Here is a 12,673-nt window from a genome sequence, read left to right on the forward strand (position 1 = left end):
GCACTTCACCGGCGAGATCTACGTGCTGAGCAAGGACGAAGGCGGCCGCCACACGCCCTTCTTCAACAACTACCGCCCCCAGTTCTACTTCCGCACGACGGACGTGACGGGCGCGATCGAGTTGCCAGAAGGCAAGGAAATGGTCATGCCAGGCGACAACGTGTCGATCACCGTCAAGCTGATCAACCCGATCGCCATGGAAGAAGGCCTGCGCTTTGCCATCCGCGAAGGCGGCAAGACCGTTGGCGCCGGCGTTGTGGCCAAGATCATTGCGTAATCCTGCAAACCTTTAAGGAATTACCATGGCCACCAAGCAAAAAATCCGCATCCGCCTGAAGGCGTTTGACTACAAGCTGATCGACCAGTCGGCAGCTGAAATCGTTGATACTGCCAAGCGCACCGGCGCGATTGTCAAGGGCCCCGTGCCCCTGCCAACCCGCATGAAGCGTTTTGACATCCTGCGTTCGCCCCACGTCAACAAGACGAGCCGCGACCAGCTGGAAATCCGTACGCACCAGCGCCTGATGGACATCGTTGACCCCACGGATAAAACCGTGGACGCGTTGATGAAGCTCGATCTGCCAGCCGGCGTGGACGTCGAAATCAAGCTGCAGTAAGCAAAAAATCGGGGTTTCGGCCACAAGCCAGATCCCAAATCGACAGGTTTTTGCCCGGGTTTGCCATTTTTGGCGACCTGGGCTATACTCTTGGGCTGTCCTTTGTATGTTGGCTTCTTGCTTGCATGGATCGGACGGTTTTATTAACAGTCTTTCACGTTAAAACGTCTGCGGCCAATTGAAGTCGCAGCGGTGAAAGTTACGAAAGAACACATCATGAGTCTGAGCAACTCCCTCGGGTTGCTGGGCCGCAAAGTTGGCATGATGCGTCTGTTTACGGATGATGGGGACACAGTTCCTGTTACCGTGGTGGATGTATCGAACAACCGCGTGACCCAGGTTAAAACCGAAGCAAATGACGGCTACGATGCCCTCCAAGTGGCATTTGGCGCGCGCAAAGCATCGCGCGTGACCAAGCCGGCCGCCGGCCACCTTGCGAAAGCAGGCGTTGAAGCTGGTGAAATCCTGAAAGAATTCCGCGTGACGGCTGACGTCGCAGGCAAATACGCCGCCGGTACCGTTGTGCCTGCAGCCGACGTGTTTGCTGTGGGCCAGCTGGTGGACGTGCAGGGCACCTCCATTGGTAAAGGCTACGCCGGCACCATCAAGCGCCACAACATGAGCTCGCAACGCGCGTCGCACGGTAACAGCCGTTCGCACAACGTTCCCGGCTCCATCGGTATGGCGCAGGATCCCGGTCGCGTGTTTCCTGGTAAACGCATGACGGGCCACCTGGGCGACGTCACCGTGACCACGCAAAACCTGAACATCGTGCGCATTGACGAAGCCCGTCAACTGCTGATGATTCGCGGCGCTGTGCCTGGTTCCAAGGGCGGTTTTGTCACGGTTCGTGCCGCGATCAAAGCCAAGCCCACCACCGCTGCTAAAGGAGCGAACTGATGCAGGTCGAACTCCTGAATGACCAAGGTCTGGCTTCGTCCAAAGTGGACGTGCCTGATACCGTGTTTGGTCGCGAATACAACGAAAGCCTGATTCACCAGGTGGTCGTGGCCTTCCAGGCCAACGCCCGCCAGGGTACCCGGGCCCAGAAGGACCGTGAGCAGGTCCGTCACTCGACCAAGAAGCCTTTTAAGCAAAAGGGAACCGGTCGTGCACGTGCTGGTATGACGTCTTCGCCACTGTGGCGCGGCGGCGGTCGTATCTTCCCGAACATGCCTGATGAAAACTTCACGCAGAAAATCAACAAGAAGATGTATCGCGCCGGCATGGCATCGATCTTCTCGCAACTGGCGCGCGAAGGCCGCCTGGCTGTGGTTGATTCCCTGGCTGTGGATTCACCCAAGACGAAAGTCCTGGCTGACAAGTTCAAGGCTATGAACCTCAACTCGGTGCTGGTCATCGCTGATGTGGTTGATGAAAACCTGTACCTGGCTTCCCGCAACCTGGTGAACATCCTCGTGGTTGAGCCCCGTTACGCCGATCCGGTGTCGCTGGTTCACTACAAGAAGGTTCTGGTCACCAAGGCTGCCATGGACCAACTCAAGGAGATGTTCGCATGAGCGCCGTGAACTCCAAAACCAAATTCGACGAAGGCCGCCTGATGCAGGTTCTGGTCGCTCCCATCGTGTCTGAAAAGGCCACGATGATCGCAGACAAGACCAATGCCGTGACCTTCAAGGTGCTGCAGGACGCTACCAAGTTTGAAATCAAGGCTGCTGTGCAGCTGATGTTCAAAGTGGACGTCCAGTCAGTTGCCGTCCTCAACATCAAAGGCAAGACCAAGCGCTTTGGCAAATCCGTGGGCCGCCGCGACAACATTCGCAAGGCCTACGTGACGCTCAAGCCAGGTCAAGAGCTCAACCTCGGTGGGGAGTCTGCGTAATGGCTGTCATTAAAATGAAACCCACCTCGCCGGGTATGCGCGGCATGGTGAAGATCTCCCGGGATCACCTGCACAAGGGTGAGCCTTACGCGCCGCTGCTGGAGCCACAATTCCAGAAGTCCGGCCGTAACAACAACGGGCACATCACGGTTCGCCACAAGGGCGGTGGTCACAAGCATCACTACCGTGTAGTGGACTTCAAACGCAACAAGGACGCCATTCCGGCCAAGGTCGAGCGTATCGAGTACGACCCCAACCGCACGGCCCACATTGCATTGCTCTGCTACGCCGACGGCGAGCGCACCTACATCATTGCCCCTCGCGGCCTTGAAGTCGGCGCCACGCTGATCAGTGGTTCGGAAGCGCCGATTCGCGTGGGTAACACCCTGCCGATCCGCAACATTCCTGTCGGTTCGACGATTCACTGCATCGAGATGCAAATCGGCAAGGGCGCGCAAATCGCCCGTTCCGCCGGCACCTCTGCAACCTTGTTGGCCCGCGAAGGTACCTACGCCCAGGTGCGTATGCGCTCCGGTGAAGTTCGCAAGATCCACATCGAATGCCGCGCCACCATCGGTGAAGTCGCCAACGAAGAACACAGCCTGCGCCGTCTCGGCAAGGCCGGTGTGAAGCGCTGGATGGGTATTCGCCCGACCGTTCGCGGTGTGGTGATGAACCCGGTTGACCACCCGCACGGCGGTGGTGAAGGCAAGACCGGCGAAGGCCGTCATCCTGTCGACCCATGGGGTAACCTGACCAAGGGCTACCGCACCCGCAACAACAAGCGCACGCAAGTGATGATTGTTTCGCGTCGCAAGAAGTAAGGCTAACCCATGACACGTTCACTCAAAAAAGGTCCGTTTGTCGACCATCATTTGGTAGCCAAAGCCGACAAGGCCGTTACCAACAAGGACAAAAAGCCGATCAAGACCTGGTCGCGTCGCTCCATGATCCTGCCCGAGTTCATCGGCCTGACCATTGCCGTTCACAACGGCAAGCAGCACGTGCCTGTCTACATCACCGATCAGATGGTGGGCCACAAGCTGGGCGAGTTTGCATTGACTCGCACCTTCAAAGGTCATCCAGCTGATAAAAAAGTTGTGAAGAAATAAGGAAAGACCATGGAAACACGTGCAACCCTCCGGGGCGTTCGTCTGTCGGTCGACAAAGGCCGCCTGGTCGCTGACCTGATTCGCGGCAAGAAAGTGGATCAAGCACTCAACATCCTGAATTTCACGCAGAAAAAAGCTGCTGGAATCATCAAGAAGGTGGTTGAGTCCGCCATCGCCAACGCTGAACACAACGATGGTGCCGATATCGACGAGTTGAAGGTGAAAACCATTTACGTCGAACAAGGCGCCACGCTCAAGCGTTTTTCTGCGCGCGCAAAAGGCCGCGGCAACAGCATCAGCAAACCCACGTGCCATGTGTACGTGGTGGTTGGCAACTAAAGGCAGCAGGATATGGGACAAAAAATCAACCCAACCGGGTTTCGCCTCGCAGTTAGCCGCAACTGGGCCAGCCGCTGGTACGCAAGCAACCGTGATTTTGCCGGCATGCTGGCAGAAGACATCAAGGTGCGCGAGTACCTCAAGGCCAAGCTGAAGAACGCTGCGGTTTCGCGCGTTCTGATCGAGCGCCCCGCCAAGAATGCCCGCATCACGATTTTCTCGGCACGTCCGGGCGTCGTGATCGGCAAAAAGGGCGAGGACATCGAGAACCTCAAGAAAGAACTGAGCCGCCAGCTGGGCGTGCCGGTCGCCGTGAACATCGAAGAAGTTCGCAAGCCTGAAATTGATGCCAAGCTCATCGCTGACAGCATCACGCAACAGCTTGAAAAACGCATCATGTTCCGCCGTGCGATGAAGCGCGCCATGCAAAACGCCATGCGTCTGGGTGCCCTGGGCATCAAGATCATGTCGTCGGGCCGCCTCAATGGCATTGAAATCGCCCGTTGCGAGTGGTACCGCGAAGGTCGCGTGCCGCTTCACACCCTGCGCGCCGACATCGACTACGGCACCTCTGAAGCCAAGACCACCTATGGTGTGATCGGCGTCAAGGTCTGGGTCTACAAAGGCGACACGCTGGGCCGTGGCGAATCACCTGGCGCCAAACTGGATGCCGCTCCTTCTGACGAAGAGCGCAAGCCTCGCGGCCCGCGTCGTGACGCCCGTCCTGGTTCTGACCGTCCTGCTCCACGTGGTGCCCGTGCACCGCGCGCACCGGCCGGCGGCACCAATACGGCGCCCGCCGATGGCAGCGACAAACCGGCCGAAGCTACCCCTGGTAGCGACGCCCCGAAAACTACCGTTAAGCGCGTACGCAAAGCCGCGCCAGCTGCAGCAGCTGACGGTACCAAGACCGAGTAATCGGTCGGAATAACGGAGAAAAACCATGCTGCAACCCGCTCGCAGAAAATACCGCAAAGAGCAAAAAGGCCGCAACACCGGCGTCGCAACCCGGGGTAACTCGGTCGCGTTCGGTGACTTCGGCCTGAAGTGCACCGACCGTGGTCGGCTCACTGCTCGTCAAATTGAAGCCGCACGCCGTGCGATTTCCCGTCACGTCAAACGTGGCGGCCGTATCTGGATCCGTGTCTTTCCGGACAAGCCGATTTCCCAAAAGCCTGCTGAAGTGCGTATGGGTAACGGTAAAGGTAACCCGGAGTACTACGTGGCTGAAATCCAGCCCGGCAAGATCGTTTTTGAAATCGTCGGTGTGCCTGAAGAGCTGGCCCGCGAAGCGTTCCGCCTGGCATCCGCCAAGCTGCCGCTGCGCACCACCTTCGTCAGCCGCATGATCGGCCAGTAAGGGGAAATGACAATGACCAAATCTACTGAACTGCGCCAAAAAGACGTTGCCGGCCTGAAAACCGAAGTCAAAGAGCTGCAAAAAGCCCACTTTGGCCTGCGTATGCAAAAAGCCACGCAGCAACTCACCAACACTTCCACGCTGCGTTCCACGCGTCGCAGCATCGCTCGCGCCAAGACCATCCTGGCCGAGACCATCGTCAAGCAAGGAGCCAAAAAATGACGGAAGCTAAAAAATCCCTCAAGCGCACCTTGATCGGCAAGGTGGTCAGCGACAAGCGCGCCAAAACCGTGACCGTGCTGGTTGAGCGCCGCGTCAAGCATGAGCTGTACGGCAAGATCGTGTCCCTGTCCAGCAAGTACCACGCGCATGATGAAAAGGGCGAGTACCACACGGGCGACGTGATCGAGATCACCGAAAGCCGTCCTATTTCCAAGACCAAAAACTGGGTTGTGACCCGTTTGGTGGAGAAGGCCGCTGCCGTCTAAGTCTGGACCCCTTCAGGCTTTGACTGCAAGTCATCAGAAACGGCTCACAATGTGAGCCGTTTTTGTTTCCGTCCTAGAATCACATCCGTTTTATACCCAACCAGGAGCACTCCATGATCAAAGTAGGCGACACCCTTCCGGCAGCGACGCTGATGGAATTTTCCGAAGTTGAAGGCAATGGTTGCAGCATTGGCCCCAACCCGGTCGATGTAGCCAAGGCCACCGCCGGCAAAACCATTGCCCTGTTCGCACTGCCAGGTGCTTTCACCCCCACCTGCTCGGCCAAGCATGTGCCGGGTTATGTCGAGAAGGCGGCCGAGTTCAAGGCTGCCGGCGTCGATGAAATCTGGTGTGTGAGCGTGAACGACGCGTTTGTCATGGGCGCCTGGGCGCGCGACCAGAAGACGGACGGCAAGGTTCGCATGCTGGGCGACGGCAGTGCAGACTTTGCCAAGGCGACCGGTCTGACGCTGGACCTCACGGCGCGCGGCATGGGCCTGCGCAGCAACCGCTACTCCATGCTGGTCAAAGATGGCAAGGTGGTGAGCCTCAACGTCGAAGGCCCCGGCAAGTTTGAAGTCAGCGATGCGGCCACGCTGCTGGCGCAAGCCAAGGCCTGACGCTCGCCGATTCCGGAGAAAAGCCACCGTTCGCGAGAACGGTGGCTTTTTAATGTCTCCCGGGAAGCGACCGCGGCAGGTGGGCGCGGGCCACCGGGCATCGCCGATATTGCTATTTATTCAATAGCTGCAAAATCATGATTCATGGGCCTTGAAGCCGAGCCGGCTCAGAGGTCGACCTTCAGGTAGTGCGCACCCGCAATCGGGTTGTGGTAGTACGGCGGAATCTCCGCAAAGCCCAACTCCGTATACAGGGCGCGGGCCGACTCCATGTCATCCAGCGTATCCAGCAGCACGCTGTGGTAGCCCGCCGCGCGCGCCGCATCGAGTACCGCCTCGGCCAGCTGGCGGCCCAGGCCGAAGCGCCGGAACGCCTTGCGCACATACAGGCGCTTCATCTCGGCGGCATTGGGGTAGTCCACGGCGTCAAGGGCGCGCAATGCGCAGCAGCCGGCGACCTCGCCGTCCACCAGGGCCAGCAGCAGCACCCCTTGCGGCGCGTCGTAGGCGCCCGGCAAATCGGCCAGCTCAGCCTCGAATCCCTGGAAGCACAAATCGATGCCCAACTGCTCCGCGTACTCGGTGAAGATCAGCCGGGTCGTGGCCAGCTGGTCGGGCGTGACCGGCGTGATGAACTGGATGGAAGGTGGTTGCACGGCGTCGGCGGCGGAAAATCGATAACCAGTGTAGCGCCGTTTGCCGCGAACCAGGCTGATCCCGGTTTGCGGTCCCTGCCTCAGAACGCAGGTGCCGACAGGCTGGACACCCAATACGCCACAGCCGCGCACGCGGCCAGAATCAGCAGCGCTGACACGCGTGAGACCGTGTCATCACGCGAGGGTGGTGCGGGCATCACCAGCTCCTTGTCGCCGTGCAGCATGGCGCTCACCAGCTTGTTTTTGCGGCGCAGGTAAAAAATGATGGCCAAAAGGTGCAGCAGCACCAGCGCCAGCAGCACCCATTTGCCAATGTTCTTGTGGTAACTGGTCGCCAGGCTGACGGTGGCGTTTGACACAAAGCGCGTCAGCGGCCCGGCAAAGGCGATCTCATCGTCGCTGAGCAGGCCACTGCCCACCTGCATCAGCAGAAACCCGAGCATGGCAAAAACCGATCCGGCACCAATGGGGCTGTGGCCCACGCTGTGCTCGGGCTGGCCTTGCCCCTTGAGGTAGTTGATGACACTTTGGGGCGTATAGATAAAAGCGCCAAAGCGCGACCAGCGCCCGCCCACCAGGCCCCAGATGATGCGAAACAGCAGCAGCGCCAGCACGGCATAGCCGAGGCGAAAGTGCCAGAGCATGGCGTTGCCGCCGATGGTGCCGGTGATCGCCTGGCCAATCACGCAGACGACCAGCGCCCAGTGGAAAAGCCGCGTTGGCAAATCCCAGACCCGCACCCTGTTCAGGCTTTTGTTGTTGTTGTTGGACATGCGCATTCCTCGTTTGTAATGGGTTGCTTTATATCAGGGCTGAGAGGTGCGGGTTGCCTGCCGGACGATGGCCGACCGGTTGGTGTTTTCCCGCGGTGCATTAGTTCCTGGGGAACTCATGGGCCGCCGCACGCTCTAGCAGCTTGGCAACAAGCCAAATAGCGTTGCCGGTCGGTGCATGTTCAAAAACTCCCACGAGGCACAACATGAAAGCTTTAACCTGTATCGCTGCCGCGGCCACGCTGATCGCCCTGGCCGCTCCGGCCGCCGCGCAGTTTGCCAAACCGGAAGATGCCATCAAATACCGCCAGAGCGCGATGTTTGTCATGAACCAGCATGTCACCCGCATCGGAGCCATGGCGTCGGGCAAAGCACCATTCGATGCCGCCGTGGCGGCCGACAATGCCGAGATCGTTGCCGACATGTCCAAACTGCCCTGGGCTGGCTTCATGCCGGGCACTGACAAAGGCGGCAACACCAAGGCCAAGCCTGAAATCTGGACCGAGCAGGCCAAATTCAGGGAAACCAACGAGAAGCTGATGGCTGAAACGGCCAAGCTGGCCGCTGCCGCCAAAACGGGCAACCTCGACGCCTTGAAAACCGCTTTCGCGGCCACCGCTGACACCTGCAACTCATGTCACGACGCTTTTCGCAACAAGTAATCCGGTTTACGCCCGGTGATTGCGGGATGTGTCTGAAATAACAGGTCCTAACCCGCGAGCATGGTTTTCCCAGGGCGCCGAAGTTCCTGTGGAACTTATCAGGCTTGGCTAAACTCCAGCAGGTTGGCGGTTTGTCGACAAGCCGCCAGTCACCCCTGTCAGTCAAGAACCACGAGGAAAATGAAAACAATGAAAATTTTCGCCTGCGCCGCTGTTGCCGCCACCCTGTTCGCCCTGGCCGCACCGGCCTCTGCCCAGTTTGCCAAGCCTGAAGATGCCATCAAATATCGCAAGAACGCCCTGTTCGTGATGCAGCAAAACTTTAGCCGCGTCGCCAGCATGGCCAGTGGCCGCACGCCTTTTGATGCCAAGGTAGCGGCAGAGAGCGCCGAAACGGCAGCTTACCTGTCAAAGCTGCCTTGGGCCGCTTTTATGGCCGACACGGACAAGGGCGAAACCAAGGCCAAGCCGGAAATCTGGAAAGAGCCGGCCAAGTTCAAGGACGCATCAGAAAAAACGCAGGCCGAGATGGTCAAGCTGGCGGCCGCCAGCAAAACCGGCAACATCGATCAAATCAAGACCGCCGTGGCTGCCGTGGGTGGCTCTTGCAAGGCCTGCCACGACGCTTTCCGCAAGGAGTGAACTGTGCGTGAAGGCTGGCCCTTGCCGGGTCAGCTTTTTCTGTGAAAGCCCGCGCTTCACCGGAACAACAAGAAAAGGCCAATTTCCCGCGAAATTGGCCTTTTTCTTTGCTTTGTTAGCGCCGGAACTTCGGCCTGGACGGGGTCAGGTTTCAGCCAGCAACTTTTCAATCAACTGGTGCAGCGCCGCAAAATCCGGCTCGCCCACATATTGCTTGACGATCTCGCCGCGCTTGTTCACCAGGTAAGTGGTGGGCGTGAGCTGCACATCGCCCCAGGCCTTGGCCACGGCGCCTGTGTTGTCTATCGCCACCTGGAAGGGGAGTTGGCGCGTCTGTGTGTAATTGACAACATAACTGGGCGGGTCATAACTCATGGCCACGGCCAGCGTGTCGTAGCCCTGGCTTTTGTATTTGTTATAGGTCGAAATGACCTTGGGCATCTCGGCCACGCAAGTCACGCAACTGGTGGCCCAGAAATTGACCAGGGTGACCCTGCCCTTGAGGTCGGCCGTGGTTTTCTTGCTGCCGTCCAGCAATACGAAGGTGGACTCCGGCGCGGTTTGGGTGCCGCTGCAGCCGGCAAGTGCCGCGGCAACAGCTGCGCCAGCCAGTGCCATGCGGCATACTGCCAGGACGGAAATACGTTTCATCAGGAAGGTTCTCACCATGTTGCGTCGTAATTTTAACCAGGCCGGCGTCAGCGCGCTGGGCACGCTGATACTGGCCACCTACCAGCAGGCCCATGCGCTTTCGCTGGGCGATCTGACCAATGCCGAGGCCAGCAGCGGCCTGAAAACCGCCCTCGAGAGGGGCGCCTTGGCGGCCGTAGCCCTGCTGGGCAAGACGGATGGATTCCTCGGCAACCCAAAAGTTCGCATTCCTTTGCCTGGTTACCTTGAAGACGCGTCGAAACTGCTCAAAACCTTCGGTCAGGGCAAGCGCATTGACGAGTTGGTGGTGTCCATCAACCGCGCAGCCGAGGCCGCCGTGCCCATGGGCAAGGACTTGCTGGTTGGCGCTGTCAAGGCCATGAGCGTGACCGACGCCAAAAACATCCTGCAGGGCGGCGAAACCTCGGTCACCAATTTCTTTGCCGAAAAAACGCGTGCCCCGCTGGGCGTGAAATTCCTGCCCGTGGTGACCAAAGCCACCGAAAAGGTCGGTCTGGCCAACAAGTACAACGAGGTCGCCGGCAAGGCCGCCGGCTTCGGCCTGGTCAAAAAAGAGGACGCCAACATCCAGCAGTACGTCACTGGCAAGACGCTGGATGGCCTGTACCTCATCATCGGTGAAGAGGAAAAGAAAATCCGCCAGGATCCCGTGGGGACCGGCAGCGAGATTCTGAAGAAGGTGTTTGGCGCGATGAAGTAAGGCCACACCCGGCCCCGGCGGTTGGCCAACAGGTCTTGCGCAGCGTGAAGGGGAACGACAGCCGCCATCAAAAGGAGAGGGCAGCTTGGGAGCCTCCTAATGAAAGACAGACAGGCGCCGCCCGCCAAGAGTCCCCATCGCAGGGCAAAGCGGAGAAGCGCTATTGCTGCTCCTGCTACTTTGCTATTTCTTCCGCGGGTCGTCTGCCGGATTCAAATAGGTAACCCCCCACGGCCCCACGCCGTGGACCTGCACAATGGTTTCGTCTTTGGTCCAGGCAAAGTGAGGCGTCTTGGGCTGCATGATGGCGACACCACCGGCTGACAGCGCCATCGTTTTCGTGTTGTCCAGTTTGTCCCCCATTCCCATATTGAAGGTTCCGGAGATCACCGTGACATGCTCAATCCCGGGATGCCAGTGGGCAGGTATCTGGTAGTTCCCCGGGAATTTGATGCGGAAGGTCACCGGGACTGCTTCACCGAGCGGGCCTTCGAGCACGGATATCTTCGCGCCCGGAGGCAACGAAGGGATATCCGCCCATTTCATTTCATCCGGCATCATCATCATGTGCTGGCTACCCGATTGCGCCCAGACCGGAGGCGCTGCCAGGCCGGCAAGGACCAGTGTTGCAGACAATGCGGCAAGCGTGCTTTTCATGAGGATCTCCTGCGAATTTTCGGGAGCCCGTGGAGCATGGCAGGGGGGCGTCGGCTCCATCACGCCTCTCTGGCCTGATACGAACAGCAAGCGGGGGGTCATGGCGGCAGCCAGGGCGCCATGACCGAAGTCGTCTGCAAGTACATCACTTATAGCCGCGTCTGGCAAGGGCCGCATCCCCCAAAAGGATGAACCGCTTGGGCAAACACCTCCGCTGGTTTGCACCCTGAGCGGCACAGGACTACGATGTGTTTCAGGTGACGCGGATGAACAAGAACCAAACACTACGTCTGCATGTGCCGGAGCCCTCGGGGCGCCCCGGCCACGAGACCGACTTTTCCTATCTGCATTTGTCACCGGCCGGCGCGGTGCGGCGCCCGCCCGTGGATGCCTCCCCCGCCGACACCAGCGACCTGGCCTACAGCCTGGTGCGGGTGCTGGATGACGACGACCGCGCGGTCGGGCCCTGGGTTCCGCCGGTGGAGCCGCAGCGCTTGCGCACCGGGTTGCGGGCCATGATGAAGACGCGCATCTACGACGCCCGCATGCTGATCGCGCAGCGGCAGAAAAAAATCTCGTTCTACATGCAGTGCCTGGGTGAGGAGGCGATTGCCACCGCGCAAGCGCTGGCGCTGCAGCCCGGCGACATGTGTTTTCCCACCTACCGCCAGCAGGGCCTGCTGCTGGCGCGCGACGACATCGACATGGTCGAGATGATCTGCCAGCTGATGTCCAACGAACGCGATCCGCTCAAGGGGCGGCAGTTGCCGGTCATGTACTCCTACAAGCGGGCCGGCTTCTTCACCATCTCGGGCAACCTGGCCACGCAGTTCATCCAGGCCGTAGGCTGGGGCATGGCGTCGGCGATCAAGGGCGATTCAAAAATAGCCTCGGCCTGGATTGGCGATGGCGCCACCGCCGAAGCCGACTTTCATACCGCGCTGACCTTTGCCCACGTGTACCGCGCACCGGTGATCCTGAACGTGGTCAACAACCAGTGGGCGATCTCCACCTTCCAGGCGATTGCCGGCGGCGAGGCCACCACCTTCGCGGCGCGTGGTGTCGGCTGCGGCATTGCCTCGTTGCGCGTGGATGGCAATGACTTCCTCGCTGTCTATGCCGCCTCGCTGTGGGCTGCAGAGCGTGCGCGCAGCAATCTGGGGCCGACGCTGATCGAGTGGGTCACCTACCGCGGCGGGGCGCACTCGACCTCGGACGACCCTTCCCGCTACCGCCCCGTCGACGATTGGGCGCACTTCCCGCTGGGCGATCCGATCGCGCGGCTCAAGGCACACCTGATGCGCACAGGTGCATGGACCGAGCAGGAGCACGAAGCCACGCAGAAGGAGCTGGAAGCCCAGGTGAGCACGGCGCTGAAGGAAGCCGAGCGCTACGGCTCGCTGGCCGACGGCCACCTGGCCGGCGCGGCGGCGATGTTCGAGGATGTCTACAAGGACATGCCGGAACACCTGCGCCGGCAGCGCGAACAACTGCTCAAGGGTGAGATGGACAACCCCAGGCAGGAGGCCTGA

The 12,673-nt window shown here is 59.7% G+C and carries 21 protein-coding genes; 17 read left to right on the top strand and 4 right to left on the bottom strand.

The genetic code is table 11. The features are described from left to right. The 13 genes from AC1DS5_RS23760 to AC1DS5_RS23820 all read left to right on the top strand — a co-directional run. A partial coding sequence (locus AC1DS5_RS23760; protein WP_477651471.1) for an EF-Tu C-terminal domain-related protein occupies positions 1–277 on the top strand: 277 nt, incomplete at its 5' end. A gap of 25 nt (positions 278–302) precedes the next feature. Then, positions 303–617 carry a 30S ribosomal protein S10 gene (gene rpsJ / locus AC1DS5_RS23765; protein ID WP_007838118.1) on the top strand — a complete coding sequence of 105 codons (315 nt, stop codon included), beginning with the start codon at positions 303–305 and terminating at the stop codon, positions 615–617. 216 nt (positions 618–833) lie between these two features. Then, a complete protein-coding gene (gene rplC, locus AC1DS5_RS23770) occupies positions 834–1,517 on the top strand; it encodes a 50S ribosomal protein L3 (RefSeq protein ID WP_011481229.1) in 684 nt (227 codons plus the stop codon). Continuing rightward, positions 1,517–2,137 carry a 50S ribosomal protein L4 gene (gene rplD, locus AC1DS5_RS23775; protein WP_011481230.1) on the top strand — a complete coding sequence of 207 codons (621 nt, stop codon included), beginning with the start codon at positions 1,517–1,519 and terminating at the stop codon, positions 2,135–2,137. Before rplC ends, rplD begins: the two co-directional genes overlap by 1 nt. Further along, positions 2,134–2,460 carry a 50S ribosomal protein L23 gene (rplW, locus tag AC1DS5_RS23780; RefSeq protein WP_011481231.1) on the top strand — a complete coding sequence of 109 codons (327 nt, stop codon included), beginning with the start codon at positions 2,134–2,136 and terminating at the stop codon, positions 2,458–2,460. Before rplD ends, rplW begins: the two co-directional genes overlap by 4 nt. Beyond that, positions 2,460–3,284 (top strand): 50S ribosomal protein L2, encoded by an 825-nt coding sequence (gene rplB / locus AC1DS5_RS23785; protein WP_011481232.1) that lies wholly within the window; start codon positions 2,460–2,462, stop codon positions 3,282–3,284. Before rplW ends, rplB begins: the two co-directional genes overlap by 1 nt. Before the next feature lie 9 nt (positions 3,285–3,293). Further along, a complete protein-coding gene (gene rpsS, locus AC1DS5_RS23790; RefSeq protein ID WP_011481233.1) occupies positions 3,294–3,572 on the top strand; it encodes a 30S ribosomal protein S19 in 279 nt (92 codons plus the stop codon). Between the two features lie 9 nt (positions 3,573–3,581). Beyond that, the gene (gene rplV / locus AC1DS5_RS23795; protein WP_007866508.1) at positions 3,582–3,911 is read left to right on the top strand and encodes a 50S ribosomal protein L22; all 330 of its coding nucleotides are present in this window, start codon (positions 3,582–3,584) and stop codon (positions 3,909–3,911) included. A 12-nt stretch (positions 3,912–3,923) separates the two neighbouring features. Beyond that, on the top strand, positions 3,924–4,829 hold the full coding sequence (gene rpsC, locus AC1DS5_RS23800) for a 30S ribosomal protein S3 (protein ID WP_011481234.1): 906 nt from the start codon (positions 3,924–3,926) through the stop codon (positions 4,827–4,829). A gap of 25 nt (positions 4,830–4,854) precedes the next feature. After that, positions 4,855–5,271, top strand: a complete 417-nt coding sequence (rplP, locus tag AC1DS5_RS23805) for a 50S ribosomal protein L16 (protein WP_011481235.1) — start codon at positions 4,855–4,857, stop codon at positions 5,269–5,271. A 12-nt stretch (positions 5,272–5,283) separates the two neighbouring features. After that, positions 5,284–5,493 carry a 50S ribosomal protein L29 gene (gene rpmC, locus AC1DS5_RS23810; protein WP_011481236.1) on the top strand — a complete coding sequence of 70 codons (210 nt, stop codon included), beginning with the start codon at positions 5,284–5,286 and terminating at the stop codon, positions 5,491–5,493. Further along, positions 5,490–5,759 (top strand): 30S ribosomal protein S17, encoded by a 270-nt coding sequence (gene rpsQ / locus AC1DS5_RS23815; RefSeq protein WP_011481237.1) that lies wholly within the window; start codon positions 5,490–5,492, stop codon positions 5,757–5,759. The genes rpmC and rpsQ overlap by 4 nt, the downstream gene beginning before the upstream one ends. A 113-nt stretch (positions 5,760–5,872) precedes the next feature. Continuing rightward, on the top strand, positions 5,873–6,379 hold the full coding sequence (locus AC1DS5_RS23820; protein ID WP_477720716.1) for a redoxin family protein: 507 nt from the start codon (positions 5,873–5,875) through the stop codon (positions 6,377–6,379). A 167-nt stretch (positions 6,380–6,546) separates the two neighbouring features. On the opposite strand, the gene AC1DS5_RS23825 is transcribed toward AC1DS5_RS23820, so the two are convergent. Together AC1DS5_RS23825 and AC1DS5_RS23830 are read right to left on the bottom strand one after the other, a co-directional pair. Then, positions 6,547–7,035 (bottom strand): GNAT family N-acetyltransferase, encoded by a 489-nt coding sequence (locus AC1DS5_RS23825; protein ID WP_477720717.1) that lies wholly within the window; start codon positions 7,033–7,035, stop codon positions 6,547–6,549. Between the two features lie 80 nt (positions 7,036–7,115). Beyond that, positions 7,116–7,808, bottom strand: a complete 693-nt coding sequence (locus tag AC1DS5_RS23830) for a cytochrome b/b6 domain-containing protein (RefSeq protein ID WP_477720718.1) — start codon at positions 7,806–7,808, stop codon at positions 7,116–7,118. A gap of 206 nt (positions 7,809–8,014) precedes the next feature. Between AC1DS5_RS23830 and AC1DS5_RS23835 the strand changes: the two genes are divergently transcribed. Further along, positions 8,015–8,470 (top strand): c-type cytochrome, encoded by a 456-nt coding sequence (locus AC1DS5_RS23835; protein WP_477720719.1) that lies wholly within the window; start codon positions 8,015–8,017, stop codon positions 8,468–8,470. Positions 8,471–8,659: 189 nt separating this feature from the next. Further along, a complete protein-coding gene (locus AC1DS5_RS23840) occupies positions 8,660–9,112 on the top strand; it encodes a c-type cytochrome (protein WP_477720720.1) in 453 nt (150 codons plus the stop codon). Between the two features lie 144 nt (positions 9,113–9,256). On the opposite strand, the gene AC1DS5_RS23845 is transcribed toward AC1DS5_RS23840, so the two are convergent. Continuing rightward, positions 9,257–9,763, bottom strand: a complete 507-nt coding sequence (locus AC1DS5_RS23845; protein WP_477720721.1) for a TlpA disulfide reductase family protein — start codon at positions 9,761–9,763, stop codon at positions 9,257–9,259. A 16-nt stretch (positions 9,764–9,779) separates the two neighbouring features. On the opposite strand from AC1DS5_RS23845, the gene AC1DS5_RS23850 reads away from it, so the two are divergent. Continuing rightward, the gene (locus tag AC1DS5_RS23850) at positions 9,780–10,484 is read left to right on the top strand and encodes a DUF4197 domain-containing protein (protein WP_477720722.1); all 705 of its coding nucleotides are present in this window, start codon (positions 9,780–9,782) and stop codon (positions 10,482–10,484) included. Between the two features lie 183 nt (positions 10,485–10,667). Here AC1DS5_RS23850 and AC1DS5_RS23855 read toward each other — a convergent pair whose 3' ends face one another. Then, on the bottom strand, positions 10,668–11,141 hold the full coding sequence (locus AC1DS5_RS23855; protein WP_477720723.1) for a cupin domain-containing protein: 474 nt from the start codon (positions 11,139–11,141) through the stop codon (positions 10,668–10,670). Between the two features lie 266 nt (positions 11,142–11,407). Here AC1DS5_RS23855 and AC1DS5_RS23860 point away from each other — a divergent pair, with 266 nt between their 5' ends. Beyond that, entirely contained in the window at positions 11,408–12,673 is a 1,266-nt protein-coding gene (locus AC1DS5_RS23860; RefSeq protein ID WP_477720724.1) for a thiamine pyrophosphate-dependent enzyme, read from the top strand.

The sequence above is a fragment of the Polaromonas sp. P4_H1 genome (assembly GCF_056400945.1).

Bases quoted from the DNA above. Each gene is read 5' to 3' on its own strand.
- rpsQ (WP_011481237.1), top strand. From the start codon at position 5,490: ATGACGGAAGCTAAAAAATCCCTCAAGCGCACCTTGATCGGCAAGGTG.
- rplW (WP_011481231.1), top strand. From the start codon at position 2,134: ATGAGCGCCGTGAACTCCAAAACCAAATTCGACGAAGGCCGCCTGATG.
- rplP (WP_011481235.1), top strand. From the start codon at position 4,855: ATGCTGCAACCCGCTCGCAGAAAATACCGCAAAGAGCAAAAAGGCCGC.
- AC1DS5_RS23820 (WP_477720716.1), top strand. From the start codon at position 5,873: ATGATCAAAGTAGGCGACACCCTTCCGGCAGCGACGCTGATGGAATTT.
- rplC (WP_011481229.1), top strand. From the start codon at position 834: ATGAGTCTGAGCAACTCCCTCGGGTTGCTGGGCCGCAAAGTTGGCATG.
- AC1DS5_RS23835 (WP_477720719.1), top strand. From the start codon at position 8,015: ATGAAAGCTTTAACCTGTATCGCTGCCGCGGCCACGCTGATCGCCCTG.
- AC1DS5_RS23845 (WP_477720721.1), bottom strand. From the start codon at position 9,763: ATGAAACGTATTTCCGTCCTGGCAGTATGCCGCATGGCACTGGCTGGC.
- rplD (WP_011481230.1), top strand. From the start codon at position 1,517: ATGCAGGTCGAACTCCTGAATGACCAAGGTCTGGCTTCGTCCAAAGTG.
- rplV (WP_007866508.1), top strand. From the start codon at position 3,582: ATGGAAACACGTGCAACCCTCCGGGGCGTTCGTCTGTCGGTCGACAAA.
- AC1DS5_RS23840 (WP_477720720.1), top strand. From the start codon at position 8,660: ATGAAAATTTTCGCCTGCGCCGCTGTTGCCGCCACCCTGTTCGCCCTG.
- rplB (WP_011481232.1), top strand. From the start codon at position 2,460: ATGGCTGTCATTAAAATGAAACCCACCTCGCCGGGTATGCGCGGCATG.
- rpsC (WP_011481234.1), top strand. From the start codon at position 3,924: ATGGGACAAAAAATCAACCCAACCGGGTTTCGCCTCGCAGTTAGCCGC.
- rpsJ (WP_007838118.1), top strand. From the start codon at position 303: ATGGCCACCAAGCAAAAAATCCGCATCCGCCTGAAGGCGTTTGACTAC.
- AC1DS5_RS23850 (WP_477720722.1), top strand. From the start codon at position 9,780: ATGTTGCGTCGTAATTTTAACCAGGCCGGCGTCAGCGCGCTGGGCACG.
- rpmC (WP_011481236.1), top strand. From the start codon at position 5,284: ATGACCAAATCTACTGAACTGCGCCAAAAAGACGTTGCCGGCCTGAAA.
- rpsS (WP_011481233.1), top strand. From the start codon at position 3,294: ATGACACGTTCACTCAAAAAAGGTCCGTTTGTCGACCATCATTTGGTA.
- AC1DS5_RS23860 (WP_477720724.1), top strand. From the start codon at position 11,408: ATGAACAAGAACCAAACACTACGTCTGCATGTGCCGGAGCCCTCGGGG.
- AC1DS5_RS23855 (WP_477720723.1), bottom strand. From the start codon at position 11,141: ATGAAAAGCACGCTTGCCGCATTGTCTGCAACACTGGTCCTTGCCGGC.
- AC1DS5_RS23830 (WP_477720718.1), bottom strand. From the start codon at position 7,808: ATGTCCAACAACAACAACAAAAGCCTGAACAGGGTGCGGGTCTGGGAT.